Raw genomic sequence first — 20561 nt, 5'->3', positions numbered from 1 at the left:
TTCGGGCCTGTTTTGTTCTCTGGTAGAGCAGAGCAGGCTCAGGGCTACTGAAAGCCCGCTCCGTACCGCTTAGCGGTCGGAGCCGGGTAGTTTACGAAAATTGAGGCCTTTTTCTGCTCGCAACTTCTTGCCCTGAGGGGCAACTTTGTCCACCTCCAGCACCACGCCTGCCGGCTCGATCCTTACCACGCGGGCGCCGATTTTGCCGTCGTCGATCCAAACACTTGCCCCTACCTGCAGGTGCGCCAAAACCTCCGGCAGGCTGCAGGTCACCTGGCAGGAGATATCGGCGCTGGCCTCAGGAACCTTCGGGGTGAGCAGGATGCGATCCCCGCGGTACACCTTGGTTTTGCCAGGGGGCATGGCCACTGGGCCGGTGCGGATCTTGGGGCCGGCCAGGTCCAGCAAAATCTTGCAACGCCGTTGGGTCTGGGCTTCGGCCTGGCGCAAGTGGGCCACCATTTTCTCCCACACCGAGGGCTCGTCGTGGGCGCAGTTGATGCGGGCCACGTTCATGCCCCGCTCCAACAACTGCAGCAACAGCTCCGGCTGCTCGGCGGCTTCGCTGGGCAGGGTCACCATGATGCGCGCGCGGCGATGGGGAGAAGGGGGGCCAAACAGCGCCTCGGCGTGCTGCTCTAGTGCCGTATCCCCGGCGTAAAACTCTTCATAGCTGGGTGCCGTATGGGTCAAACCCTGGGTGGCTGCCAAAATAGCAATCACCGCATCCAGGCTCTCCAGAACCCGCGACTCACGGCGCCCCAGCGAGGACAGCCCCGCAGCCGCCAGCTCCAGTTGCAAGCTGCGCAGATCCTGTTGGCGCAGCGCCAGGTAGCGCGCCAGGTTGTGGATGGCCGCAGGAGGGCTCGTAAGGCAGCCCCAAGCGGCCAAGTATTTCTGGGATCCCTCTACAACCTGCTGCCGCAGCTCCAGGAGCCGCTCCAGCAAACTCCTAAGATTGCAGGAGGGGGAAGAGGAGGAAACCATGTCGAAAGTCTTCCCAAGACAAACCCGGCCCAATTCTATGCCTGAGCTTACTTGGGGTCGATCATAGGCGGGTTAGGTTGAGAAAGGAAGGCGATAGCCTTTCATTGCCCAGTGTTCCGGTCTAGAGTCGTTAACAGCCTTCGGCTGTCCTGCCTACTACTTCCTTGGGTTGCGTGAAACTTCATTCTCTCCCTCCTGCCCGTTCCCGCGAGCGGCCTGACCACAGGCTCTCCCTCGTTTGCGCGGTGGGCCTGATGGATCGCTATGTCCTCTCGGAGATGCTGCTGCCGTTTCTCTTTGGGGTGGGAGCTTTCACAACCTTGGTGATGGCGGTGGGATCCCTGTTTGAGCTGGTGCGCCTGGTGGTGGAAGCGGGTCTGTCGCTTTCGGCGGCGTTACAGGTGTTTGTGTTGCGGGCGCCGGGGATCATCGTCCTGACGTTCCCGATGTCCATGTTGCTGGCGACGTTGCTGGCCTATGGGCGCTTGTCTGCCGATAGCGAAATCACAGCCCTGCGCGGCTGCGGGGTGAGCCTTTACCGCCTCATGGTGCCTGCCCTCATCCTCAGCTTGCTGGTGACGGCTTTAACCTTTCTGTTCAATGAGCTGGTGGTTCCGGTGAGCAATCGCCAGGCAGCCACGACTTTGAACCGAGCTTTAAATCGGGATCCGGACTTCCGGCGGGAGAATATCCTCTACCAAGAATTTGGCGAGATCCTCATGCCTGAGCCAGACGGCACCTTTTCCCGGCGACAAGGGCTAACCCGTCAGTTCTACGCCCGCAGCTTCGATGGGAAGCAAATGCGCGGCATTATCGTCCTGGATTTTTCCAACGAAGCGCTCAACCAAATCCTGCTGGCCCAACGGGGACGCTGGGATCCCCAAGAGAATCTTTGGGTGTTTGAGGATGGCACCAACTACATCGTTTCTCCGGATGGCACCTACAGCAACATTGCCACCTTCAGCCGGCAGGAGTTGCGTCTGCCTCGCGCGCCGCTGGAGCTGGCTCAGGAGATTCGCAGCCCTGAGGAAATGAACATTGGGGAGCTGAAGCATTACATCGAGGTGATCGCCAGTTCTGGAGATCTGCAACGGGTGCGCCGTCTGCAGGTCAGCCTCAACCAAAAGTATGCCATTCCTTTCGCGTGTCTGGCGTTTACCCTGATTGGGGTGCCTTTGGGGCTGCGCCCGCAGCGCACCGGTTCCTCTTTGGGGTTGGGCATCAGTGTGCTGATTATCTTTGCCTTCTATGTGCTGCTGTTCATCACCCAGGCGCTGGGACAAATTGGGACGCTGGGGCCAGCAATGGCGGCTTGGTTGCCCAACTTGATCTGTGCCGCCGTAGGGCTGGGGTTGCTTTACCGAGCCAATCAGTAGCTGCTGGGCACCGTTTCTCCAGATGTAGGATAAAACTGCCCAATGGATTCTCGTATTCTGGAGAGCTCCCCCATGGAAGTTCAAGCTTGGATGAATTGGATGTTTGGCGGATTAGCCCTGCTGATCTTGGGGGGAGCATGACTCTAGTCAATAATAAGCTCAACTATACTGAAAGTAATGTATAATATGTTCAGTACGGATTACTACCAGTTGATCTTTCTGTTTACTTTCGAGTCTGCCAACATGGTAGCCAAAGCAAAGCAGAAAATTGGTAGTAAGACGACACGGAAACTGCGCTTTGGGTATTCTACTCAAAGCTTTGCGGGATACCGCCATTCTGTTTGGAAACAAACAGAATGCTATCGCTGCATAGTTGAACAGTGATGTTCAGCAGTGTTCAGCGTAAATGTATCAGGCATGCTGATGATGTTCACCACGGTGTTCACCACCAAAGGGCCCCAGCCCGAGGATTCTCAGTCGGATCCCCAAAAGGGGCGAGCCTAGCCCAAGGCCCGGTGACGGGATCCCTGGCAGCCGGCCCCATGCCCTAAGAAATAGTTAAAACTAGAGGGGGCTCTAGTCCCGCTCCCGTTGACGTAGCCGCTGCAGAGTCGAGAGAGGTTTTGTCTCCTCTGGCAGTTTTTGCTCAGCTGCGGTGGGCAGGGCGGCTGTTTCTGTTTTCTGAGGTTCGAGCAAAAGCTTGGCGGCTTCTGACTCAACGGCTGGAGGGCGAGCCGGGTTCTCCCCTTGTTGGCCGGGCAAGGGAACAGACTCCAGAGTGGCCAGCAGAGCTTGAATATGGCTGTGGGTTTCGGGATGGTCGCTGGCGGCATGGGCCAAGAGGGTGAGCTGCTCTTTGGCAGCGACCAGGTTCCCCAGCTTGAGATCCACCAAGGCCAGTTGATAGCGAGCCTTAAAGCCACTGGGATCCACCTCCACCGAGCGCTGAAAGGCGGCGCGGGCCTCCGCCAGCTTGCCTTGACGGGCATAGATCAAGCCGAGGTTGAAAGGCACGTCGGGATCCCGTTCGCTGGGCAGCACCAAGGTTTTTTCTTCCAGTTCAATTGCGCTCCGGTAGGCGTTGATGGCCAAGGTATGAAAGCCCATCTGCAGATAGCGAGCTCCGTCTTCCTTCAGTTGGGCGACCGTCGGCTCCCCTGTCAGTAGGGTCATGGGCGGTTGCGCGTGGGCAGGCATGGCCACCGCCAAGCTCAGCAGGCACCCCACCGTTTTCAGGCCTAAGGGTACAGCCTGACGACCAATCTGCTGCCTATTCATCACCATGATCTGTTTCCTCCAACCACATCAACACCACTTCATTCCACCCCTCTGGGCCCGGGAGCTGAGCCAATTGCCATTGAGGCAGGGCCTCACTCCAGAGACTATCCGCAATGGGGCTGGGAAGCACCACTTTTTGTTCCGACCATCGCAAAAAGGCCACATCTGGCGGGGAACACCCAATGCCCAAAGCTTTGATAGGGCCCAGATGCCGTTGGTAGCAATCCAGCAGCCGCTGCACCGCCTGTTCCCCCGGTAACCAATTGGGTTCTGCGGCCATCGTTGGCTGCATCCATCCGGTCAGATACCATTGCGGCAGGCTAGAGAAGTGAAGCTGACGCACCCGCAGCAGATGTTGGGTGAGGTTGGCTTCTTGCTGGGCAAAAGCTTCCCGCAGGGTTTCGGGATCCCCGGAATAGCTGAAAATCTCGCTGTACTCTCGCTGCTGCGCCCGCTCCGCCTCTTCCAAAGGGATCCCAGTGGCAGCGGCCAGTTCAGAGGCAGTCCAATCCCCAAACCCGATCAAGTCCAAGTGGAAATCTTGACGCACCTGTTGCAGGATGCTGCGCAGGCGAGAATAGGGCAGACCCAAAGCATACACGTAGTAGGGCGGTCGGTGTTGCCACTGCTCGTCTAGGATGCCCGCCGGGAAGTAATGCTCGGGAACGTAAACGGCAGAGCCATCCTCACAGATGAACGGATGCTCCAGGCGCAACTGCCGCCGCACATGTTCCAGTTGAGCGCGGGTGCGCAGGCTGTAGAGCACCAAGGGAATGGAGCGGCGCTCTAGGGCAGCCAAGGCTTGTCGGGCAGCACCATAGCTGTTGAACTCTAGATCCAGCAAGCTGCCATCTAAACTGGTAAGGACAAGTCGCATAGGTGCAGGAAAGGGAAAGGCGCTGGCCCCGTCAGAATTGCAAGTAGCGCGACCAGCTGAAGCGTCCTACAGTACCTATGATCCAATAGCTTGACCAACCTGAGGGGGATTAGCCCCAAATGCTCTCCCTCAAAGCATCTGGGTGAATGGGCAATCCGTGCGCCAGAAGTGGTAAAAGCTCGATTGAGCACTACAGAATGCGTGTGTTGCCGAAGATCTTGGCTCAAAAACCAGCAGCAGAGAAGACAGACAGATTGAGTGGGTCAGTGGCTAGTTCTCTGTGCCGAAGGCGCGATCCCCTGCATCCCCCAGCCCGGGCAAGATAAATCCTCGATCGTTCAGCCGCTCGTCAATCATGGCGCAGAAGATTTGCACCATCGGGTAGTGGGATCCCAACCGCTGTAACCCTGGGGGCGCTGCCAATGCGCTGACAATTCTAACCAAGCTGGGATCCGCCCCCCGTTTTTTTAGCTCATCCAAAACCCAGAGCAGCGTGCCCCCGGTGGCCAACATCGGCTCGGGAATGAGAATGCGCATCTGTTCAGGGATCCGCTCTGGAAGGCGATTGAGGTAGCAACTGGCCTGCAGCGTTTCCTCATCCCGCACCATGCCAATGTGAAAGATCCGCGCCTGGGGCAAAAGGGCCTGACAGCCTTCCAGCATCGCCAAGCCAGCCCGCAATACAGGCACAATGCCCAGCAGGGTATCCGGCGCGATGACCTCTGCGGCAACGGGTTCCAAAGGGGTTTGCACCTGAACGGTTTGGGTGGGGATCCACTCCCGCATCGCCTCATAGGTTAGCCAGCGGCCCAGCTCCGACATGGCCGTGCGAAACAGGGGCATGGGCGTCTCCGCATCCCGAGCCACGGTTAGCCAGTGCTTAATGAGCGGGTGAGGGGGGACATAGACACGAAGCTGCTGACTTGCCACGGGAGAATGCCTCAATCTGGGCGGTAGCATAGCGGGTTGCCTTAGCAGAAAGCAAGCTCTAGAAAGCAAGCTCTCCAATTGGCCGCAACTCCATCCCGACCGGGGATAAATTGCCAACAGCTCCGGCAAATGCTCAAGGGGTGGGGCTCTTTGACCCAGCAAGATTGCGGCAGAATGAGATCTGCAGGTTGCTTCGAGCGCCGGTCATGTTCGGTGGCTACAGGTTTGGGATAAACCAGGGCAAGGCTGGTTTCGGGTTTTGTTCCTCTTGCCATTTGCGAACTGAGGTGCTGGCCCCAGGGCAGCTTGGCCTCCCGCCGATGGAACCGAACGCCAACGGCTCTCGTCTGCAAGTGCCGGTAGCCGGAGATACCGCTCTGCCCAAGGGTTTCTGGCTTAATGGGGTGTCGCAAGTTACAGCCTGTTCACAAATTAAGGGATACAAAACTTAAGGGATACAAAACATCGTGTTTCTGAGGCTTGACTCCGATGAGGTTTAGAACAAGTAGGTTTACAACCGTATCCGTAGCCCCTCAATAGGCTGTACCTGCATCTTTGGCCCCCTCACACCTTGCAAGGATTAGCTTAGGGAGAATGGATTATGGCTTCGTCTCAACCCTCTGACTCGAACACCAAGGCTCTGAGCCGCCGTCAACTTCTCAAGGTGGGGGCCGCAGCCCTTGGGGGCGGTCTGTTGGCTGCAGGGGGTGCCCAAGCTCAGCGCAAACCCTCTCCCACCCTGATAGTGGCTCAGGGATCCGGTCTGGATCGCGTTTCCTACGCTACCAACTGGTATGCCCAGGCGGAACACGGCGGCTTTTATCAGGCGGTGGCGACCGGCATCTACCGCGAGCATGGCCTGGATGTAACCATCAAGATGGGTGGCCCTGGCATCAACATCACCCAAGTTTTGGCCGGTGGAGCTGCCGAGTTTGCCATGGGGGGAAGCACAGGGGTGATCAATGCTGTGCGAGAAGGGATCCCCTTGGTGTGCGTGGCGGCCATTTTTCAAAAAGACCCGCAGATCATCATGGCCCACCCTGGCACCCAGCGCTTTGAAGAGCTCAAGGGCCGGCCTATCTTTGTCTCGAAAGGTGGCCTTGCCACCTACTGGCCCTACCTAAAGGCCCGCTTTGGCTTCACCGACGATCAGGTTCGTCCCTACAACTTCAACCCCGGCCCCTTTTTGGCGGATCCCAGCTCAGCTCAGCAAGGCTATCTGACATCCGAGCCTTTTGCCATCCAACGGGAAGGGGGATTTGAGCCGGTGGTCTTCCTCCTGGCGGATTTGGGCTACAAACCCTATGCCACCACCATCGAAACCCGTCGCCAACTGGTGGAAACCAAGCCCGACTTGGTGGAGCGATTCGTGGATGCCTCTATCAAAGGCTGGTACAGCTTCTTGGAGGATCCCCGTCCGGCCTATCGCTTGATCAAGCAGGACAACCCGGAGATGACCGATGCCCAGTTGGCCTACAGCTTCGAGAAATTGCAGGAGTACGGCATCATCTTGTCCGGCGATGCGTTGGAAAAAGGCATTGGCGCCATGACCGACAAACGCTGGCAAGACTTCTTCGACAGCATGACGGTGGCCGGCGTATTTGAGCCAACCATCAACTACCGGGCTGCCTACACACTGGACTTCGTCAATAAAGGCACTGCCTACTACACTGCCTGACGGACTTCCACCCTTGGCGCTTCTCAGCCCAAGGGATCCCCCCTCGCCCCCAGCCCCTCTTCCACCAAGGGAGAGGGGAACTATAGTCATTTCAAACTAGATTGAGACACCCCCTAAACGCTCCGCGCCACTGCCCTCACCCCCATTCCTTCTCTCAGAGGGAGAAGGGGGCTAGAGGGAAATGTTTCATTCCGGTTTAATTGAGAATGCCAGAACACTGCGTGATCACCTCCCCCAACACCGCCAGCAACACCGGCACCCCCAGACGGATCCCGGAGACCAACAGCGAGATCAAACAAAAAGCTCCAAGTGAAAAGGCGTTCCAGCGAAGCTTGGCCCAGCACTCCATCAACAAATGCAGGCACAGGTGGGAGCAGATTCATCGCCGAGCTGGAAAGCCTATCATGGGATCCAGTATGGAATCCATTGTGTCAGCAGCGCAGGGCACTTTGACCCTTTCACCCTCCTCTTCTCCGCCAGACCCGCCAGCCAGTCTGACGGGCTCATTCCCCGCCGCTGACGCGGCAGGGATCACTTGGCCTTGGGCAGCGCAGCGGGATCCCATCCTTGTCCTCGGGGCTGGGCTGATGGGGCGTCTGTTGGCCGCCAGCCTTGTCGAGGTTGGGCATCCTGTCCGCATTGTGGAGGCGGCTCCTGCTGCTGCTGTTGAGAGCAGTGCTGCCCATTTTGCCGCTGCTATGCTGGCTCCTTTGGCCGAGTCCGCCGTCGCCGAAGCCAGTGTGGTGGCCCAGGGGTACTATGCCCTCTCCCGCTGGCCCGCCCTTCTGGCCAGCCTGCCAGAGCCGGTTTTCTTTCAGCAAGAAGGCACTCTGATCCTCTGGCACCGCCAAGATGCCGGGGAAGCCAGACGTTTCTCGTCCCTGCTGGCCGCTGTGGGGGAACACCTCCCGCATCTCCCCCGCCCTCAGCCGCTGGATGCCCAGGCTATTGCCGAGCTGGAGCCGTCGGTAGCCGGGCGATTTGCGCAGGGCCTGTATCTTCCCCAAGAGGGCCAACTGGACAACCGCCAACTGTTGTCGGCTCTGCTGACCAAGCTGCGGCAGCACGAGGTGGAAGTGGAGTGGGGTTGCCCCTGGGATCTGAAGCAGGCCCAAGCCTGGCAGCAACAAACCGGAGGCTGGGTTTTGGATTGCCGCGGCCTGGGGGCTCAAAAAGAATGGGGCGGGCCAAGACTGCTGCGCGGAGTTCGGGGTGAGGTGGTGCGCCTGTATGCCCCGGAAGTCTCTTTGCGGCGCCCAACCCGGCTGTTGCACCCTCGCTATCCGATCTACATCGCTCCCAAGCCGGGACACCTGTTCGTAGTGGGGGCCACTGAAATCGAATCTGAGGATCGCTCGCCGGTGAGCGTCCGCTCCGCCCTGGAGTTGCTCAGCGCCGCCTACGCCGTACATCCTGCCTTTGCCGAAGCGCGTATCCTGGAATTGGGCAGCCAATGTCGTCCCACCTTGGCGGATAACCTGCCAGCCGTGGTGGAGCGCTCACCTCGCCTGTTGCAGATCAACGGCCTCTATCGCCATGGCTTTCTGATCTCCCCGGCCATCCACGATGCTGTCTTGGAGTATCTCCACCAGGGTAGTTGTCGCTTGGCCCAGCAGCTTGGGATCCCCTTTCAGGTGCAGGCTGCCCCTCTTTCCGGTGAGTCCCTGTCGCCATGCGTGTCTTGATCAACCAGAAGCCTTACGATTTGCCGGAAGGCACCACTTTGGCCGAGGCAGTGGCTCAGGTGGGGGCCAGCGGCCCTTTCGCGGTAGCGGTTAATCTGAAGTTTGTGCCGCGTGCGCAGCACGAGCAAACCCGTCTGCAAGAAGGCGACCAGGTGGAGATCGTCGCTCCGGTTGCCGGCGGCTAGCGCTCAAGTCCGCTTTTCTATCTGCCTCAGCCATGTCCACCCTTCTCCATTGCTCTCCCTCAACTCTGGCCGATGAGGATCCTTTGGTTCTCTACGGCCAACCATTGCCCAGCCGTCTGATGTTGGGTACGGCTCGCTACCCTTCGCCAGCCATTTTGGAGCAGGCGGTGGCGCGCGCGCAGCCCTGTTTGTTGACGGTTTCTCTGCGGCGGCAAGGGGCACTGGGGCCAGAAACTTCCCAGAGGTTCTGGGCTCTGTTGCAGAAGATGGGGATCCCAGTTTTGCCCAACACCGCCGGCTGCCACAGCCTGCAGGAGGTGATCACAACGGCGGAGATGGCGCGTGAGGTTTTTGGCACCGACTGGATCAAGCTGGAGTTGATCGGGGATGACTACACGCTGCAGCCGGATCCCGTGCAACTGCCCACTGCTGCTGCTGAGCTGGTCCGGCGCGGCTTTAAGGTGCTGCCCTATAGCACCGACGACCTGGTGCTCTGCCAGCGGCTTTTGGATGCTGGCTGTGAGGTGGTGATGCCCTGGGCGGCCCCCATCGGCACCGGGAAAGGCCCCCTCAACCCCTACAGCTTACGCCTGCTGCGGGAACGGATTGAAGCGCCGCTGATCGTGGATGCTGGCTTGGGTCTGCCCTCCCATGCCTGCCAGGTGATGGAGTGGGGCTTCGACGGGGTGCTGCTAAACACGGCGGTGGCTTTGGCCCGGGATCCGGTGGCCATGGCCGAGGCCTTTGCAGAAGCGGTGCGCTCAGGCCGCCGAGCCTACCTGGCCGGGGCCATGATCCCTCAGGAAACAGCTCAGCCCAGTACGCCTGTCCTCGGCACTCCCTTTTGGCACCAGGGCTGACTGCCGCTCTCAGGGGTGCAGCTCAGGCGGCAGGCTTTCGCGCCTGGATAACCTGCAGAGCTCCCCCAGCGTGGAGGGTCTGCCGGATGGATTGCCAACCCTGCTGATGCAAATGCTCGGGCAAGTCCAGCTTGAGTAGCTCCCAGGCGGTCTCGGTTTCAAACAGGGCCAAAAAGAGGGCCAGACCAGGCCAGATCAGGGGTTGCCGAGGCGCATGCAGATCCAGGATCAAGAGTCCTCCCCCCGGCTTGAGCACCCGCCACACTTCCCGCAGCACCTGCTCCAAATCTGCGAAAGACAATTCGTGCAGGGCTAAGCTGGTATGCACCCAATCAAAGCTGGCATTGGGAAAGGGCATATCTTGGGCAAAGGCCTCCACAAACTCCACCTGGGGAAGGCGTTTGCGGGCTGCCGCTAGAGCTTTGGGGGAAGCATCCAGGCCCACCACCTGCTGGCTCAGCTCCGCCAACAGTGGGGTTACTTCAGCTGGGCCACAGCAGAGATCCAACACCCGCTCCTGGGGATGAATCTGGATCCCTTGCATGGGCAATCTCCGCAACCGCTCGTATCCCCCCACCGCCAGAGCAGCCCCGCGACTGATGCTGCGGTAAAGCCAGGGAAAGCGGTAGCTCCAGTCGCGTAGGAAGGTGGCCACAGACAGGGATCCCTCAGAGTCTTTTTCAGCCTACCTGACCTACATCCATTGCAAACTGGTTTGAGACATATGTTTTTCTGGATTTTCTCGGGGTTGGCTTGGAACTCTCCTCTGCCAGCAGTCGTCTAAGAAGACGAGGCGTTTTAGGCTTTTTTCTGTCTACCCACTGCTGCTCTATGACTCAGTTTGAGCTGCCTCCCTCCCCTTCCGAGAAACCTGGCCGGCACAGCTTGGTTTGGTTGGTGGCTGCTGCAGGTCTGACGGTCTTGCTCTGGCAGCTCCCCTGGGGCAACTATATCCTCTACCCCTTTACGATTCTGGCCACCTGGTTTCATGAGATGGGCCACGGCTTGACGGCAGTGCTGTTGGGTGGGGAGTTTCATCGTCTGGAGATCTATCCCGACGGGTCGGGGTTGGCCTTTCACAGTGGGCACTTGTTTTTGGGGCCGGTGGGTCGAGCTTTGGTGGCCGCCGGTGGGCCAATGGGGCCCCCAATGGCCGGGGCGGTTTTTATCCTGGCTTCTCGTCGTCAAGGTACGGCCCAGTTGGGGTTGTTGGCTTTGGGATCCCTGCTGTTGCTGTCGGCGGTGCTCTGGGTGCGCTCTCTATTTGGCCTGTTGCTGATCCCGGCTATTGGGCTGGGGATCCTGGCGGTAGCTCGCTGGGCCTCCCCCTGGCTGCGGGGCTTCGCTGCACAATTTTTGGGGGTGCAGGCCTGTGTGAGCACCTACCACCAGCTTGACTACTTATTTACGGCCTCTGCTGTGATCAACGGGCAGGTGATCCACTCCGATTCCAGCCAGATTGCCCAAAACTTGTTCTTGCCCTACTGGTTTTGGGGAGGGGTGATGGCGGTATCTTCTTTGGTGCTGCTGATAACCAGCTTGCAACTGACGTTCCGAGACTAACCGGCGGGGGGCAAAGCCGCAATTTTGGCAGTGGTTCGTGTTATGTAAAAATCCGTCCTCCATCACTGCCCAGTCGAGAAAACCGCCGCTACAGTAATGGGCAAGAGGAGTGAGGAGTTGAGGAGTGGAGCATGTGGCGGGATGTTATTGGGCTGGCCCTGGCGGCGACCTTACTGTTGATCAGCAAAACCGCCGCAGACACGCTGGGCCAAAGCCAGGTGCAGACTTTCACCGAACCTGAGCCGATGCCCTACTCTGCACCGGTGGAATGAGGTACTTGAGTCTGCTGACGGAGGTCGTAGCAGCGTTGCCGTTTTGTGCAACACTCATTCTAGAGTCTTTAAGGGCTCCGTCCGAGTAGCGCGGTCGCAGCAGCGTTGCGGAGCAATAACAGTAGGCTTGGGATCCCTGATGCGCATAGCCCTGTTTACGGAGACGTTTCTGCCCAAGGTGGACGGCATTGTTACCCGCCTCTGCCACACGGTGCGTCACCTAACCGCTCGCGGCAACTCGGTGCTCATCGTCGCGCCCCGGGGAGCCCCGCGGCGGTTTGCACGGGCACGGGTCTACGGGATCCCGGGGATGCCGCTGCCTCTGTATCCAGAGTTGAAGCTGGCTGCCCCCGGCCCGGCCATCGGCAAGTTGCTCAGCCGTTTCCGACCGGATGTGATCCACGTGGTGAACCCGGCAGTTTTGGGATTGGGTGGCCTCTACTACAGCCAGACGATGGGGATCCCGCTGGTGGCCTCCTACCATACCCATCTGCCGAAGTATCTGCAGCATTATGGGCTGGGCTTTCTGGAGGGGGTTTTGTGGAATCTCCTGAAGCTGGGGCACAATTTGGCGCGGGTCAATCTTTGCACCTCGACGGCCATGATGCAGGAGCTGAGCGCCCACGGCATTGAGCGGGTGCAGCTGTGGCAGCGAGGAGTGGACACGGAGTTGTTTCATCCCCAGGCGGCCAGTCCAGAGATGCGGGCTCGGCTCACCGCAGGGCAACCGGAACGGCCTCTTTTGCTCTATGTGGGGCGGCTTTCGGCTGAGAAGGAAGTGGGGCGGATCCGGGTCTTGTTGGAGCAGATCCCCCAAGCCCGCTTGGCTATTGTGGGAGATGGGCCAGAGCGGGGATCCCTGGAGCAACATTTTGCCGGCTACGATGTGGTGTTTACGGGCTATCTGCAGGGGGAGTCTCTGGCAGCGGCCTTTGCTTCGGCGGATTTGTTCGTGTTCCCCTCCCGCACCGAGACCTTGGGGCTGGTTCTGTTGGAAGCCATGGCTGCCGGTTGTCCGGTGATCGCCCCCCGCTGCGGCGGCATTACCGATGTGGTGGACAGTGGGCGCAATGGCTTTCTGTTCGATCCCAATTCGGATAGCGACTTTGTCCAGGTTACCCAGCAACTCCTGAGCAGCGTCGGGCAGCGACAGCTCTTCCGACAGCAAGCCCGCCAAGAGGCAGAACGTTGGAGCTGGTCGGCAGCCACCCAACAGTTGGAAGGCTACTACCGGGCTGTTATTGCCGCCGATTAGCGGTGCGGAGCACAGAGTCCTCTACTGGGAAATACTCAGGGCAGAACTCCGTCCTGCTCTCGGGGTTCTCCATAGCACCAGTGCGAACGGCCAGCCTAGGCAGAGACCGGATGATCCCCTTCAATGGCCCGCACTTGCTCCACAAAGAATTCTTCTAGGGATTGCCGTTGCCAATGCAAGTCGGTGACCAGTGCCCCCGCTTGGTTCAAAAGGCTCAGCAACTCTGGTAGGGATCCACTCCATTCCCCCGACCAATGGGATCCCTGAATCGAGAAGTGCTCTAGGCGGTCGCGGAACTGTTCGACGGCGCCACCGTGCCCCTGTACCCGATAGCTTTTGCTCTCTCCCAGCAAGTCATCCAAAGTTCCCTGATGCACCAATTTGCCGCCGATGATCAGGCCGACTCGGTTGCAGATAACTTCCACATCCGCCAGGATATGGCTGTTGAAAAACACCGTTTTGCCCTGCTGCTTGAGGGACAGAATGATCTCGCGCATTTGATAGCGGCCCATGGGATCCAGTCCCGACATCGGCTCATCCAGAAACACCAGCTCTGGGTCGTTGATCAGCGCTTGGGCCATGCCAGTGCGCTGCAGCATGCCCTTGGAGTAGGTGCGCAGTTGTTTTTTGCGGGCCGTATCTATAGAAAGCCCCACCAGCTCCAGCAGTTGCGGGATCCGCTCCTTCAACAGGCTATTGGGCAGACCAAACACCTTGCCGGCAAACTGGAGAAACTCCCATGCCGTCAAGTAATCGTAAAAATAGGGGTTCTCCGGCAAATATCCCACCTGTTGCTTGATGGAGCGATCCCCCAGGGGTTTGCCCAGCAAAGTGCCGCTGCCGCGGGTGGGCTCCACAATGCCCAGTAGGCATTTGATGGTGGTGGTTTTCCCGGCCCCGTTGGGCCCCAGCAGCCCAAAGGTTTCTCCGCGGGCCACAGTCAGAGAAAAATCTTTGAGGGGGCTGACCACCTTGTTCAGCCAAAATCCTGTGCGATAGGTTTTGGTCAGGCCGGTGATGGCAATGACCGGCTCTGGTGCCGCGAACGCTTCTGCTGGGGAAGTGGGGGTCTCGCTCATGGACTCGCTCGTAGGTATGTTGGAGTTGAGGGAGAAAAAGGTGCCGCGAACACCGAGTTAAGGAGCACACAGTCCGCCAGGCGATAGGCTACCCAGCCTAACCTTTAGTTTACCCACAGGCTTTGTCCCAGCCTAGGCTTGCCGCAGCACTTCCGGTAGAGGAAAGGGGCCAGAGCAAACATACTCCGCGTAGGTATCCGCTTCATTCGCAACAGCGGTGCGGTTCCTTTGCCGTAGGCACAGCACTTTGCTCTGACCTCCCTTCAGTAGCATTCTCATCATCTGGGATGATTCTGGGATGATGATTTCCATCGCGTTGGCGGTGCGGAGCAAGAAAATTGAATCCAGAGGTTTTGTGGGATCCCAGCCGGTGGTGATCATCGGCAACAGCGTTGCAGAGCAATAAGAAAGGAGTGTTTCTTGCTGGATAAGGTGCTTAGGCAGTGGAAGGAGCGGCTGTTGGCTCCAGTGTTGCAAACCCCTCTCCAACAGGTGCATCCCCTAGCCATTACCCTGTCGGGGTTTGCTGTGGGCCTGGCCTCTGGCGTGGCGGCAGCTTATGGGGCCTACGGGTGGGGGCTGGGCCTGTGGTTGCTGAACCGGTTTATGGACGGGCTGGACGGCACGTTGGCTCGTCTGCAGGGGCGGCAGAGCGATCTGGGGGGCTACCTGGATATGCTGCTGGATGTGGTGGTCTACGCGGTCGTTCCCCTGGGGCTGGCCTTTCACCAGGGATCCCTGCTGGGCTATGCTTCTCTGGCTCTGATGCTGGCCAGCTTTTACATCAACCTTTGCTCCTGGATGTATTTGGCAGGGCTGTTGGAAAAACGGCGTTCGCGACAGCGTTGCGGGTCAATGAGGACAGATGGTTCCGGCGGGGCAGGATCCTTGGATGAACTGACCAGCTTAAGTATGCCGTCGGGGCTTATCGAGGGCAGCGAAACCATCTTTTTCTACGGCTTGTTTTTCCTTTTCCCGGAGTACATGGTGGGGTTGTTTGGGCTGATGGCAATTCTGGTGCTCTTCAGTGCTGTGCAGCGGTTGGTTTGGGCGCTGGGATCGCTTTCTGCTCCAAGGTGAGTTCGGAAGGAGTCTGTCCCTATGGCTCCGTCCGGCTGACGCGAATCGGGTTTCAAGACCTCCCCATCAAGCCCCACCGGGCAAGAGGATCCAAAATAAAAAAGCCATGGAGATCTGTTGCCATGACCTCCACCCTCAACCAACGCATTCGCCACTTCTACGATGCCTCCTCCGGCCTCTGGGAGCGGGTGTGGGGGGAGCACATGCACCATGGCTATTACGAGCCGGGCCAAACCGGTAAGGATCGCCGCCAAGCTCAGATTGACTTGATTGATAGGGTTATCCAGTGGGGCCAGATCGGGGATCCCTGCCCTCCCCAGCACATTCTTGATCTTGGCTGTGGCATTGGGGGGAGCAGTTTGGAATTAGCCCAGCGCTTCGGGGCACAGGTTACGGGCATTACCCTCAGCCCCGTCCAAGCCCAGCGGGCCGGGGAGCGCGCCCAAGAGGCCGGCCTGAGCAGCATGGTGCAATTTCAGGTGGCCGATGCTCTGGAGATGCCCTTTGCAGCCGACACCTTCGATTTGGTGTGGTCTTTGGAAAGCGGCGAGCACATGCCGGATAAGCAGCGGTTTCTGGCCGAATGCTGGCGGGTCTTGCAACCGGGCGGGCAGGTGATGGTGGTAACCTGGTGCCACCGCGAGGGATCCCTGAGCCAGCAGGATCAACAGCTTTTGCAGAAAATCTACGAGGTGTACTGCCTGCCCTATGTGATCAGCCTCTCCAGCTACGAGGCTCTGGCCCAACAGGTGGGCTTTGAGCAGGTGCGCAGCGCCGACTGGTCGGAGCGAGTGGCCCCTTTCTGGGATGAGGTGATCGCTTCTGCCCGCGACTGGCGCTGGATCTGGGCTTTGCTGCGCAGCGGTTGGGTTACCCTTCGGGCGGCACTGGGGCTGGGCCTGATGCGTCGGGCTTATGCCACCGGCTTGCTCCGCTTTGGCCTCTTGACTGGGTTCAAACCTGGGGATCAGCCAAGGTAGGGATCCCTTGCTCTCCTTTGGGAGGAGGGGCGCTTGGGGAAATGGGCTCAAAAGTTGGGCTGGGGCGGTGCTGTGCCGGTGAGTTCCAGATACTTTTGCTTCACCGCCTGAATATCCTGCCACATCAACCACTTGGGGCTGCCAGGGGTGCGGTCTGGGTTGCGCAGCAGATAGGCCGGGTGAAAAATGGGCATACACCAGCGTCCCTGCCACTGGATCCATTCCCCGCGGATCTTGGTGATCCCTCGCTTCTCGCCCAAAAGGGAGCGCACCGAGGTGGCCCCCGTGAGCAGAATAATCCAGGGATCCACCAGGCGAATCTGCTCCAACAGATAGGGACGGCAGGCGTCCATCTCCTCCTGGGTGGGCACGCGGTTGTTAGGGGGGCGGCACTTGACCACATTACAGATGTAGGTGTCCTGCTCGGGATCCAGCCCCACCGAAGCCAGGATTTTATCCAGCAATTGTCCCGACTTGCCCACAAAAGGCAGCCCCTGCAGGTCTTCGCTTTCCCCTGGCCCCTCTCCGATGATTAAAATCCTTGCCTTGGGGTTGCCCCGATGCACCACCACATGGGTACGGCTGGCTGCCAAGTCGCAGCGCTGGCATACCAAACAATGCTGCTTCAGTTGCTCCAAATCCCTGTAAGTGCCGGGGGGGATGGACACCTGGGCCGACAGGGGGATCTGATCCCACTGGGGGAGTGTCTCCTCCGCCGGGGCTGGCGGCTCGATGGGATCGTCAAACAGGCTGGGCTGAAGCTCCGGCGGTTTTTTCTTGGCAGCCATTGCAAGTCGAGGTTTCCTTGTGCAGCGATCTTCGATTGCTCCCCCGCCCTTGTCAAGCTCAAGGCCAACCTGCCGGCAGGGGAGCATGCCTCTAACCCCCAAAACCCTGAACTTTGCTGAATTTACTGAGCTTTAGGCGGTTTGGCAAAAGTCATTGAGAGGGATATAGTAGACCAAGTTTCCCCCTGATCCTTGAGTCCACCGCAACGGTTGCCGGGAAGTGAAGGGGGAAAGCGCTCGGGGGGTATTCCTCAGGGCTTTGCGGGATACCGCCTTCCTGCTCAGAGATAGGCAGGATGCGATCGCTTCTCTCCTGAACCATGTTCAGGAGAGTTCAGCGTGAATGTATCAGAACCTTTACTCCTTGTTAAACTGAGAAAACGAAAACTTGCGCCGGCCTTAGCTCGTCTCTACTCTCTGAGCCTGCCATGCTGGTTTTGTCCAAAGAACTGCCCAACCTGAACTACCGTCATACTCTACAGCGCTTCGACGAGGATTGGCGGGATCCCCTCTCTGCCCTGTTGGGCTGGGGGCGCGCTGCCGGTGCCGATTTGGTGGAGATTTTTCTAGAACGGGGCAATTCCATCAGTTGCCTGGCCGAAGATGACGCCATCACCAGCATCACCCCACGGCTCTCCACCGGGGCCGGCGTGCGGGTGTTTCGCGGCTTGGCCGACTGCTACGTCAGCACCAACGATCTGTCCTTTGCCGGTCTCAAGGCTGCTCTGGAGAAGGGCCTTTCGCTGATGGGCTTCACCCCTCCTGGCCCCACAGCGCTGGTTTCTGCCATCAACCTGGAGATGCTGCAGGACTACGGCGAGCGTCGCCGCAAAGATGGCTGGTTGAAGGAATGTAGCCCCATTGCGGAGATGGGGGAGATCCTGCTCAAAGCCAACGAGCAACTGGGTCGCCAAGCCCGCCATGTGCAGTCCCGCCGCACCACCTATTTCCGCGATTGGCAAGAGATTCTGGTGGCCTGCAGCGATGGCACCTTTGTGCGGGATGTGCGCCTCACCCAATCCGTGAGCTCTACGCTGCTCTGTGCCGATGGATCCCATCGCGCCTCTGTCAGTCAACGCTCCGGCGGTACGGGGGATCCCAACTTTTTGCGCCGTTGGGATCTGGAGGCCCACAGCCGGGAGCTGGCAGAAGCTGCCGGCCAGATGCTCTATGCCGACTACGTGGAATCCGGCACCTACCCGATTGTGATGTCCAACGCTTTTGGCGGCGTTATCTTCCACGAAGCCTGCGGCCACTTGTTGGAAACCACCCAGATTGAGCGCAAAACCACTCCCTTTGCCGACAAAAAAGGCCAGAAAATTGCCCACAAAAACCTCACCGCCTGGGACGAAGGTCTCTCTGAAGGGGCCTTTGGCAGCCTGGATGTGGACGACGAGGGCATGCCGGTCCAGCGCACTTTGCTAATTGAAAAGGGCATTTTGAAGAACTTCCTGGCCGACCGGGCCGGCTCAATGCGCACCGGCCACCCTCGCACCGGCAGCGGTCGCCGCCAAAACTACACCTTTGCCCCTGCCAGCCGTATGCGCAATACCTACATTGCCCCCGGAGATGCAGAATTGGACGATCTTTTTGCTTCTATCGACAAAGGCATCTATTGCAAGCGCATGGGGGGAGGGAGCGTCGGCCCAACCGGGCAATTTAACTTTGCCGTCGAAGAAGCTTATCTTATCCAAAACGGCAAAATTACCAAGCCCCTCAAGGGAGCCACCCTGATCGGAGAAGCCAAAGACATCTTGACCAAAATCTCCATGTGTTCCAAAGACCTCAGCTTGGCAGCTGGCTTCTGTGGCTCCGTCAGCGGCAGCATTTATGTGACGGTGGGGCAGCCCCACATCAAGGTGGATTCCATTACCGTTGGCGGTCGCTAATTCCAGGGATCCACCTCGACATGGCCTATGACAACGTCTGCAAATATCTGGCCGAGCGTTTCCCAGAGCAGTTTGTCCGCTGGCTCATGGGAGAAGTGGCTCGGCTCCGACTCTATCGGAGGTATCCTCACCTATCGGTGCAGCAGGTGGTCAAGGTGCTCCGCACCGCTAACGCGATTGACTTGCGCAAAACGGGGTCGGAGCGAGTTTTCCAGACCTGATACATTTACGCTGAACACTGCTGAGCATTACTGCTCAGCGGTGAAGCGATAGCATTCTGTCCGTTTCCGTTGTCACTACGCGACGCTGACGCGACCGCGTTAGCGGGACGGAGTCCAAACAGAAAGGCGGTATCGCGCAAAGCCCTGAGCATAACACCCAGAGCGCCTTGCCAATCTCGTGGTAGCCTGTGGTTGCACTTTGGGCATCTAAACACCTTTGCGCCACCCAACTTGGTGTGGATGTGCCCGCACTTGGTACAGGTTTTGCTGGTGTACGCTTCCGATACTTCCACGACGACCACGTTTTTCTTCTTGGCTTGAAACTTCAGGAACTGCTTGAACCGATAGTGCGCCCAGGTGAGCATCGCCCTTGCTGTCTTGCTACCAAACTTCCTCCCCGCCTTGGCAACCATCTTGGCTGACTCGAAAGTAGGGAGGAATATCAATCGGTAGTTATCCGTTAGGAACGCCGCTACCTTGCGATGGCACTCGTCCACCAAGTCCCTGATTCTCTCCCGCAGACGAAACGCCGCTTGCCGCATTCGCCTACGCTTGGGTCTCGGTGCTTTACTCAGCCTAGACTGCAGATCGTCTAGGTGGTAGCACAGCCGAGCGATCCTACCGAAGTCTCCCTTGGCGATATCTACGAAGCCCGCCCCATCAAACCCTGTAAAGAAACTTCTTACCCCAGGGTCAAGCGCAACAACCCCCTTTGCTAACGAACACTGCTCGTTCACGGGCTCAGGAAAGATGGCATACCATCTGTCTTTCACCCGCATTAGCTCAGTTCCACGTGCCCATTCTCTGGGCATCTCCTCGGATGCACGGAACGCCAAACCTCGGGTGAGTTTCGGATACCACGTCCCATTGCGAAAGTTGCCGGCGTTGAATTGCAGCGTATGCGACCTCTTTTCGTCTAGAGAGGCTGAGCCATGAGTTTGATGTTGTCCGCCTATGGGAATGTGATTTGAGGGCCGGAGCGGATCGGCAAGCCCTGCTACCGTTTCGGGTTCTAAGCCAGGTGGAAGATCCAGCAGAAACCTTGCGAGAGGTGGTCAGTGAGCTAGAGAGCTTGGCAGACCCCAGTGAGAGAAGGGAATTGGCAGCCGCAACAGCCGTCTTGGCAGGACTAGCATTGGATCGGGGTTTGATTGGCAGATCATGAGGTCTTTGGATAAGAGGGAATCGGTGATCTACCAAGAGTGGCGGGCAGAAGCTCTGCGAGAGGGGCTGGAAGAAGGGCGCAAAGAAGGACGCAGAGAAGGACTACAACTGGGCCTGCAACAAGGGCTACAACAAGGATTGCAACAAGGATTACAACAGGGATTGCAACACGGGGAAGCAACGCTGGTTTTGCGGCTGCTCAGGCGGAAGTTGGGATCCCTTGACCCGGCCCTTGAGAATAAGATTTGGGCTTTGTCAACGTCACAACTGGAGGCGCTGGGGGAAGCTCTGTTGGACTTCAACAGCTTGGAGGATTTAACTGCCTGGCTGGCCCGTCAGCTAGAAACCGCAGGAGCCCTGCTCTCTGCCCACAGGGCAAGGGTCGGGAGGAATGTGAGTAAAATGCAATAAGGC

20 protein-coding genes and 1 pseudogene are annotated in these 20561 nt (G+C 58.7%); 13 read left to right on the top strand and 8 right to left on the bottom strand.

The features are described 5' to 3' along the window. Window positions 1-69 precede the first annotated feature (69 nt). On the bottom strand, window positions 70-987 hold the full coding sequence (locus ACVWXF_RS06220; protein WP_457473934.1) for a pyruvate kinase: 918 nt from the start codon (window positions 985-987) through the stop codon (window positions 70-72). A 173-nt stretch (window positions 988-1160) separates the two neighbouring features. On the opposite strand from ACVWXF_RS06220, the gene ACVWXF_RS06215 reads away from it, so the two are divergent. After that, window positions 1161-2363, top strand: a complete 1203-nt coding sequence (locus tag ACVWXF_RS06215; protein WP_457473933.1) for an LptF/LptG family permease — start codon at window positions 1161-1163, stop codon at window positions 2361-2363. A 576-nt stretch (window positions 2364-2939) separates the two neighbouring features. Here the strand turns inward: ACVWXF_RS06215 and ACVWXF_RS06210 are convergent. The 3 genes from ACVWXF_RS06210 to upp all read right to left on the bottom strand — a co-directional run bounded on the left by ACVWXF_RS06210 (window position 2940) and on the right by upp (window position 5478). After that, entirely contained in the window at window positions 2940-3647 is a 708-nt protein-coding gene (locus tag ACVWXF_RS06210; RefSeq protein WP_457473932.1) for a tetratricopeptide repeat protein, read from the bottom strand. Beyond that, entirely contained in the window at window positions 3634-4518 is an 885-nt protein-coding gene (locus ACVWXF_RS06205; RefSeq protein ID WP_457384211.1) for a hypothetical protein, read from the bottom strand. The genes ACVWXF_RS06210 and ACVWXF_RS06205 overlap by 14 nt, the downstream gene beginning before the upstream one ends. Before the next feature lie 270 nt (window positions 4519-4788). Then, window positions 4789-5478, bottom strand: a complete 690-nt coding sequence (gene upp / locus ACVWXF_RS06200) for a uracil phosphoribosyltransferase (protein WP_011433955.1) — start codon at window positions 5476-5478, stop codon at window positions 4789-4791. 571 nt (window positions 5479-6049) lie between these two features. Here upp and ACVWXF_RS06195 point away from each other — a divergent pair. The 4 genes from ACVWXF_RS06195 (at window position 6050) to ACVWXF_RS06180 (ending at window position 9856) form a co-directional block, all read left to right on the top strand. Next, window positions 6050-7126: an ABC transporter substrate-binding protein gene (locus ACVWXF_RS06195; protein ID WP_414406969.1), complete on the top strand. Its 1077-nt coding sequence runs from the start codon at window positions 6050-6052 to the stop codon at window positions 7124-7126. 416 nt (window positions 7127-7542) lie between these two features. Beyond that, a complete protein-coding gene (locus ACVWXF_RS06190; protein ID WP_457473931.1) occupies window positions 7543-8811 on the top strand; it encodes an FAD-dependent oxidoreductase in 1269 nt (422 codons plus the stop codon). Next, window positions 8799-8996: a sulfur carrier protein ThiS gene (gene thiS / locus ACVWXF_RS06185; protein ID WP_414423912.1), complete on the top strand. Its 198-nt coding sequence runs from the start codon at window positions 8799-8801 to the stop codon at window positions 8994-8996. The genes ACVWXF_RS06190 and thiS overlap by 13 nt, the downstream gene beginning before the upstream one ends. Before the next feature lie 32 nt (window positions 8997-9028). Next, entirely contained in the window at window positions 9029-9856 is an 828-nt protein-coding gene (locus ACVWXF_RS06180; protein ID WP_457473930.1) for a thiazole synthase, read from the top strand. A gap of 22 nt (window positions 9857-9878) precedes the next feature. Here the strand turns inward: ACVWXF_RS06180 and ACVWXF_RS06175 are convergent, their stop codons facing one another. After that, window positions 9879-10511, bottom strand: a complete 633-nt coding sequence (locus tag ACVWXF_RS06175; protein WP_457473929.1) for a class I SAM-dependent methyltransferase — start codon at window positions 10509-10511, stop codon at window positions 9879-9881. 176 nt (window positions 10512-10687) lie between these two features. Here ACVWXF_RS06175 and ACVWXF_RS06170 point away from each other — a divergent pair, with 176 nt between their 5' ends. From ACVWXF_RS06170 to ACVWXF_RS06160, 3 genes are all read left to right on the top strand, one after another. Further along, on the top strand, window positions 10688-11419 hold the full coding sequence (locus ACVWXF_RS06170; protein ID WP_414419234.1) for a M50 family metallopeptidase: 732 nt from the start codon (window positions 10688-10690) through the stop codon (window positions 11417-11419). Between the two features lie 131 nt (window positions 11420-11550). Next, on the top strand, window positions 11551-11691 hold the full coding sequence (locus ACVWXF_RS06165) for a hypothetical protein (protein ID WP_414330515.1): 141 nt from the start codon (window positions 11551-11553) through the stop codon (window positions 11689-11691). Between the two features lie 139 nt (window positions 11692-11830). Continuing rightward, complete coding sequence (locus ACVWXF_RS06160) at window positions 11831-12946, top strand: glycosyltransferase family 4 protein (RefSeq protein ID WP_457473928.1); 1116 nt, start codon at window positions 11831-11833, stop codon at window positions 12944-12946. A 95-nt stretch (window positions 12947-13041) separates the two neighbouring features. Here ACVWXF_RS06160 and ACVWXF_RS06155 read toward each other — a convergent pair whose 3' ends face one another. Continuing rightward, window positions 13042-14025 (bottom strand): ABC transporter ATP-binding protein, encoded by a 984-nt coding sequence (locus tag ACVWXF_RS06155; protein ID WP_414344385.1) that lies wholly within the window; start codon window positions 14023-14025, stop codon window positions 13042-13044. Between the two features lie 420 nt (window positions 14026-14445). Between ACVWXF_RS06155 and ACVWXF_RS06150 the strand changes: the two genes are divergently transcribed. Then, window positions 14446-15105 (top strand): CDP-alcohol phosphatidyltransferase family protein, encoded by a 660-nt coding sequence (locus ACVWXF_RS06150; RefSeq protein WP_457473927.1) that lies wholly within the window; start codon window positions 14446-14448, stop codon window positions 15103-15105. 122 nt (window positions 15106-15227) lie between these two features. Continuing rightward, window positions 15228-16085, top strand: a complete 858-nt coding sequence (locus ACVWXF_RS06145; RefSeq protein WP_457473926.1) for a methyltransferase domain-containing protein — start codon at window positions 15228-15230, stop codon at window positions 16083-16085. 47 nt (window positions 16086-16132) lie between these two features. Here the strand turns inward: ACVWXF_RS06145 and ACVWXF_RS06140 are convergent, their stop codons facing one another. Further along, the gene (locus tag ACVWXF_RS06140; RefSeq protein ID WP_457384204.1) at window positions 16133-16873 is read right to left on the bottom strand and encodes a uracil-DNA glycosylase; all 741 of its coding nucleotides are present in this window, start codon (window positions 16871-16873) and stop codon (window positions 16133-16135) included. A 428-nt stretch (window positions 16874-17301) separates the two neighbouring features. Between ACVWXF_RS06140 and ACVWXF_RS06135 the strand changes: the two genes are divergently transcribed. Together ACVWXF_RS06135 and ACVWXF_RS06130 are read left to right on the top strand one after the other, a co-directional pair. After that, on the top strand, window positions 17302-18762 hold the full coding sequence (locus ACVWXF_RS06135; protein WP_457473925.1) for a TldD/PmbA family protein: 1461 nt from the start codon (window positions 17302-17304) through the stop codon (window positions 18760-18762). Window positions 18763-18782: 20 nt separating this feature from the next. Beyond that, window positions 18783-18983, top strand: coding sequence for a hypothetical protein (locus ACVWXF_RS06130; protein ID WP_457473924.1), 201 nt, complete (start codon window positions 18783-18785; stop codon window positions 18981-18983). Between the two features lie 5 nt (window positions 18984-18988). Here ACVWXF_RS06130 and ACVWXF_RS06125 read toward each other — a convergent pair. Continuing rightward, window positions 18989-19891: pseudogene (locus ACVWXF_RS06125) on the bottom strand (RNA-guided endonuclease TnpB family protein); the annotation flags it as partial. Between the two features lie 253 nt (window positions 19892-20144). Between ACVWXF_RS06125 and ACVWXF_RS06120 the strand changes: the two are divergent. Then, window positions 20145-20558 carry a DUF4351 domain-containing protein gene (locus tag ACVWXF_RS06120; protein ID WP_457473923.1) on the top strand — a complete coding sequence of 138 codons (414 nt, stop codon included), beginning with the start codon at window positions 20145-20147 and terminating at the stop codon, window positions 20556-20558. Window positions 20559-20561: the final 3 nt, after the last annotated feature.

The organism is Thermostichus sp. MS-CIW-40, from assembly GCF_054058315.1.
The sequence above is the reverse complement of the archived record's forward strand: the minus strand, read 5'-3'. Positions and strand labels throughout refer to the sequence as shown.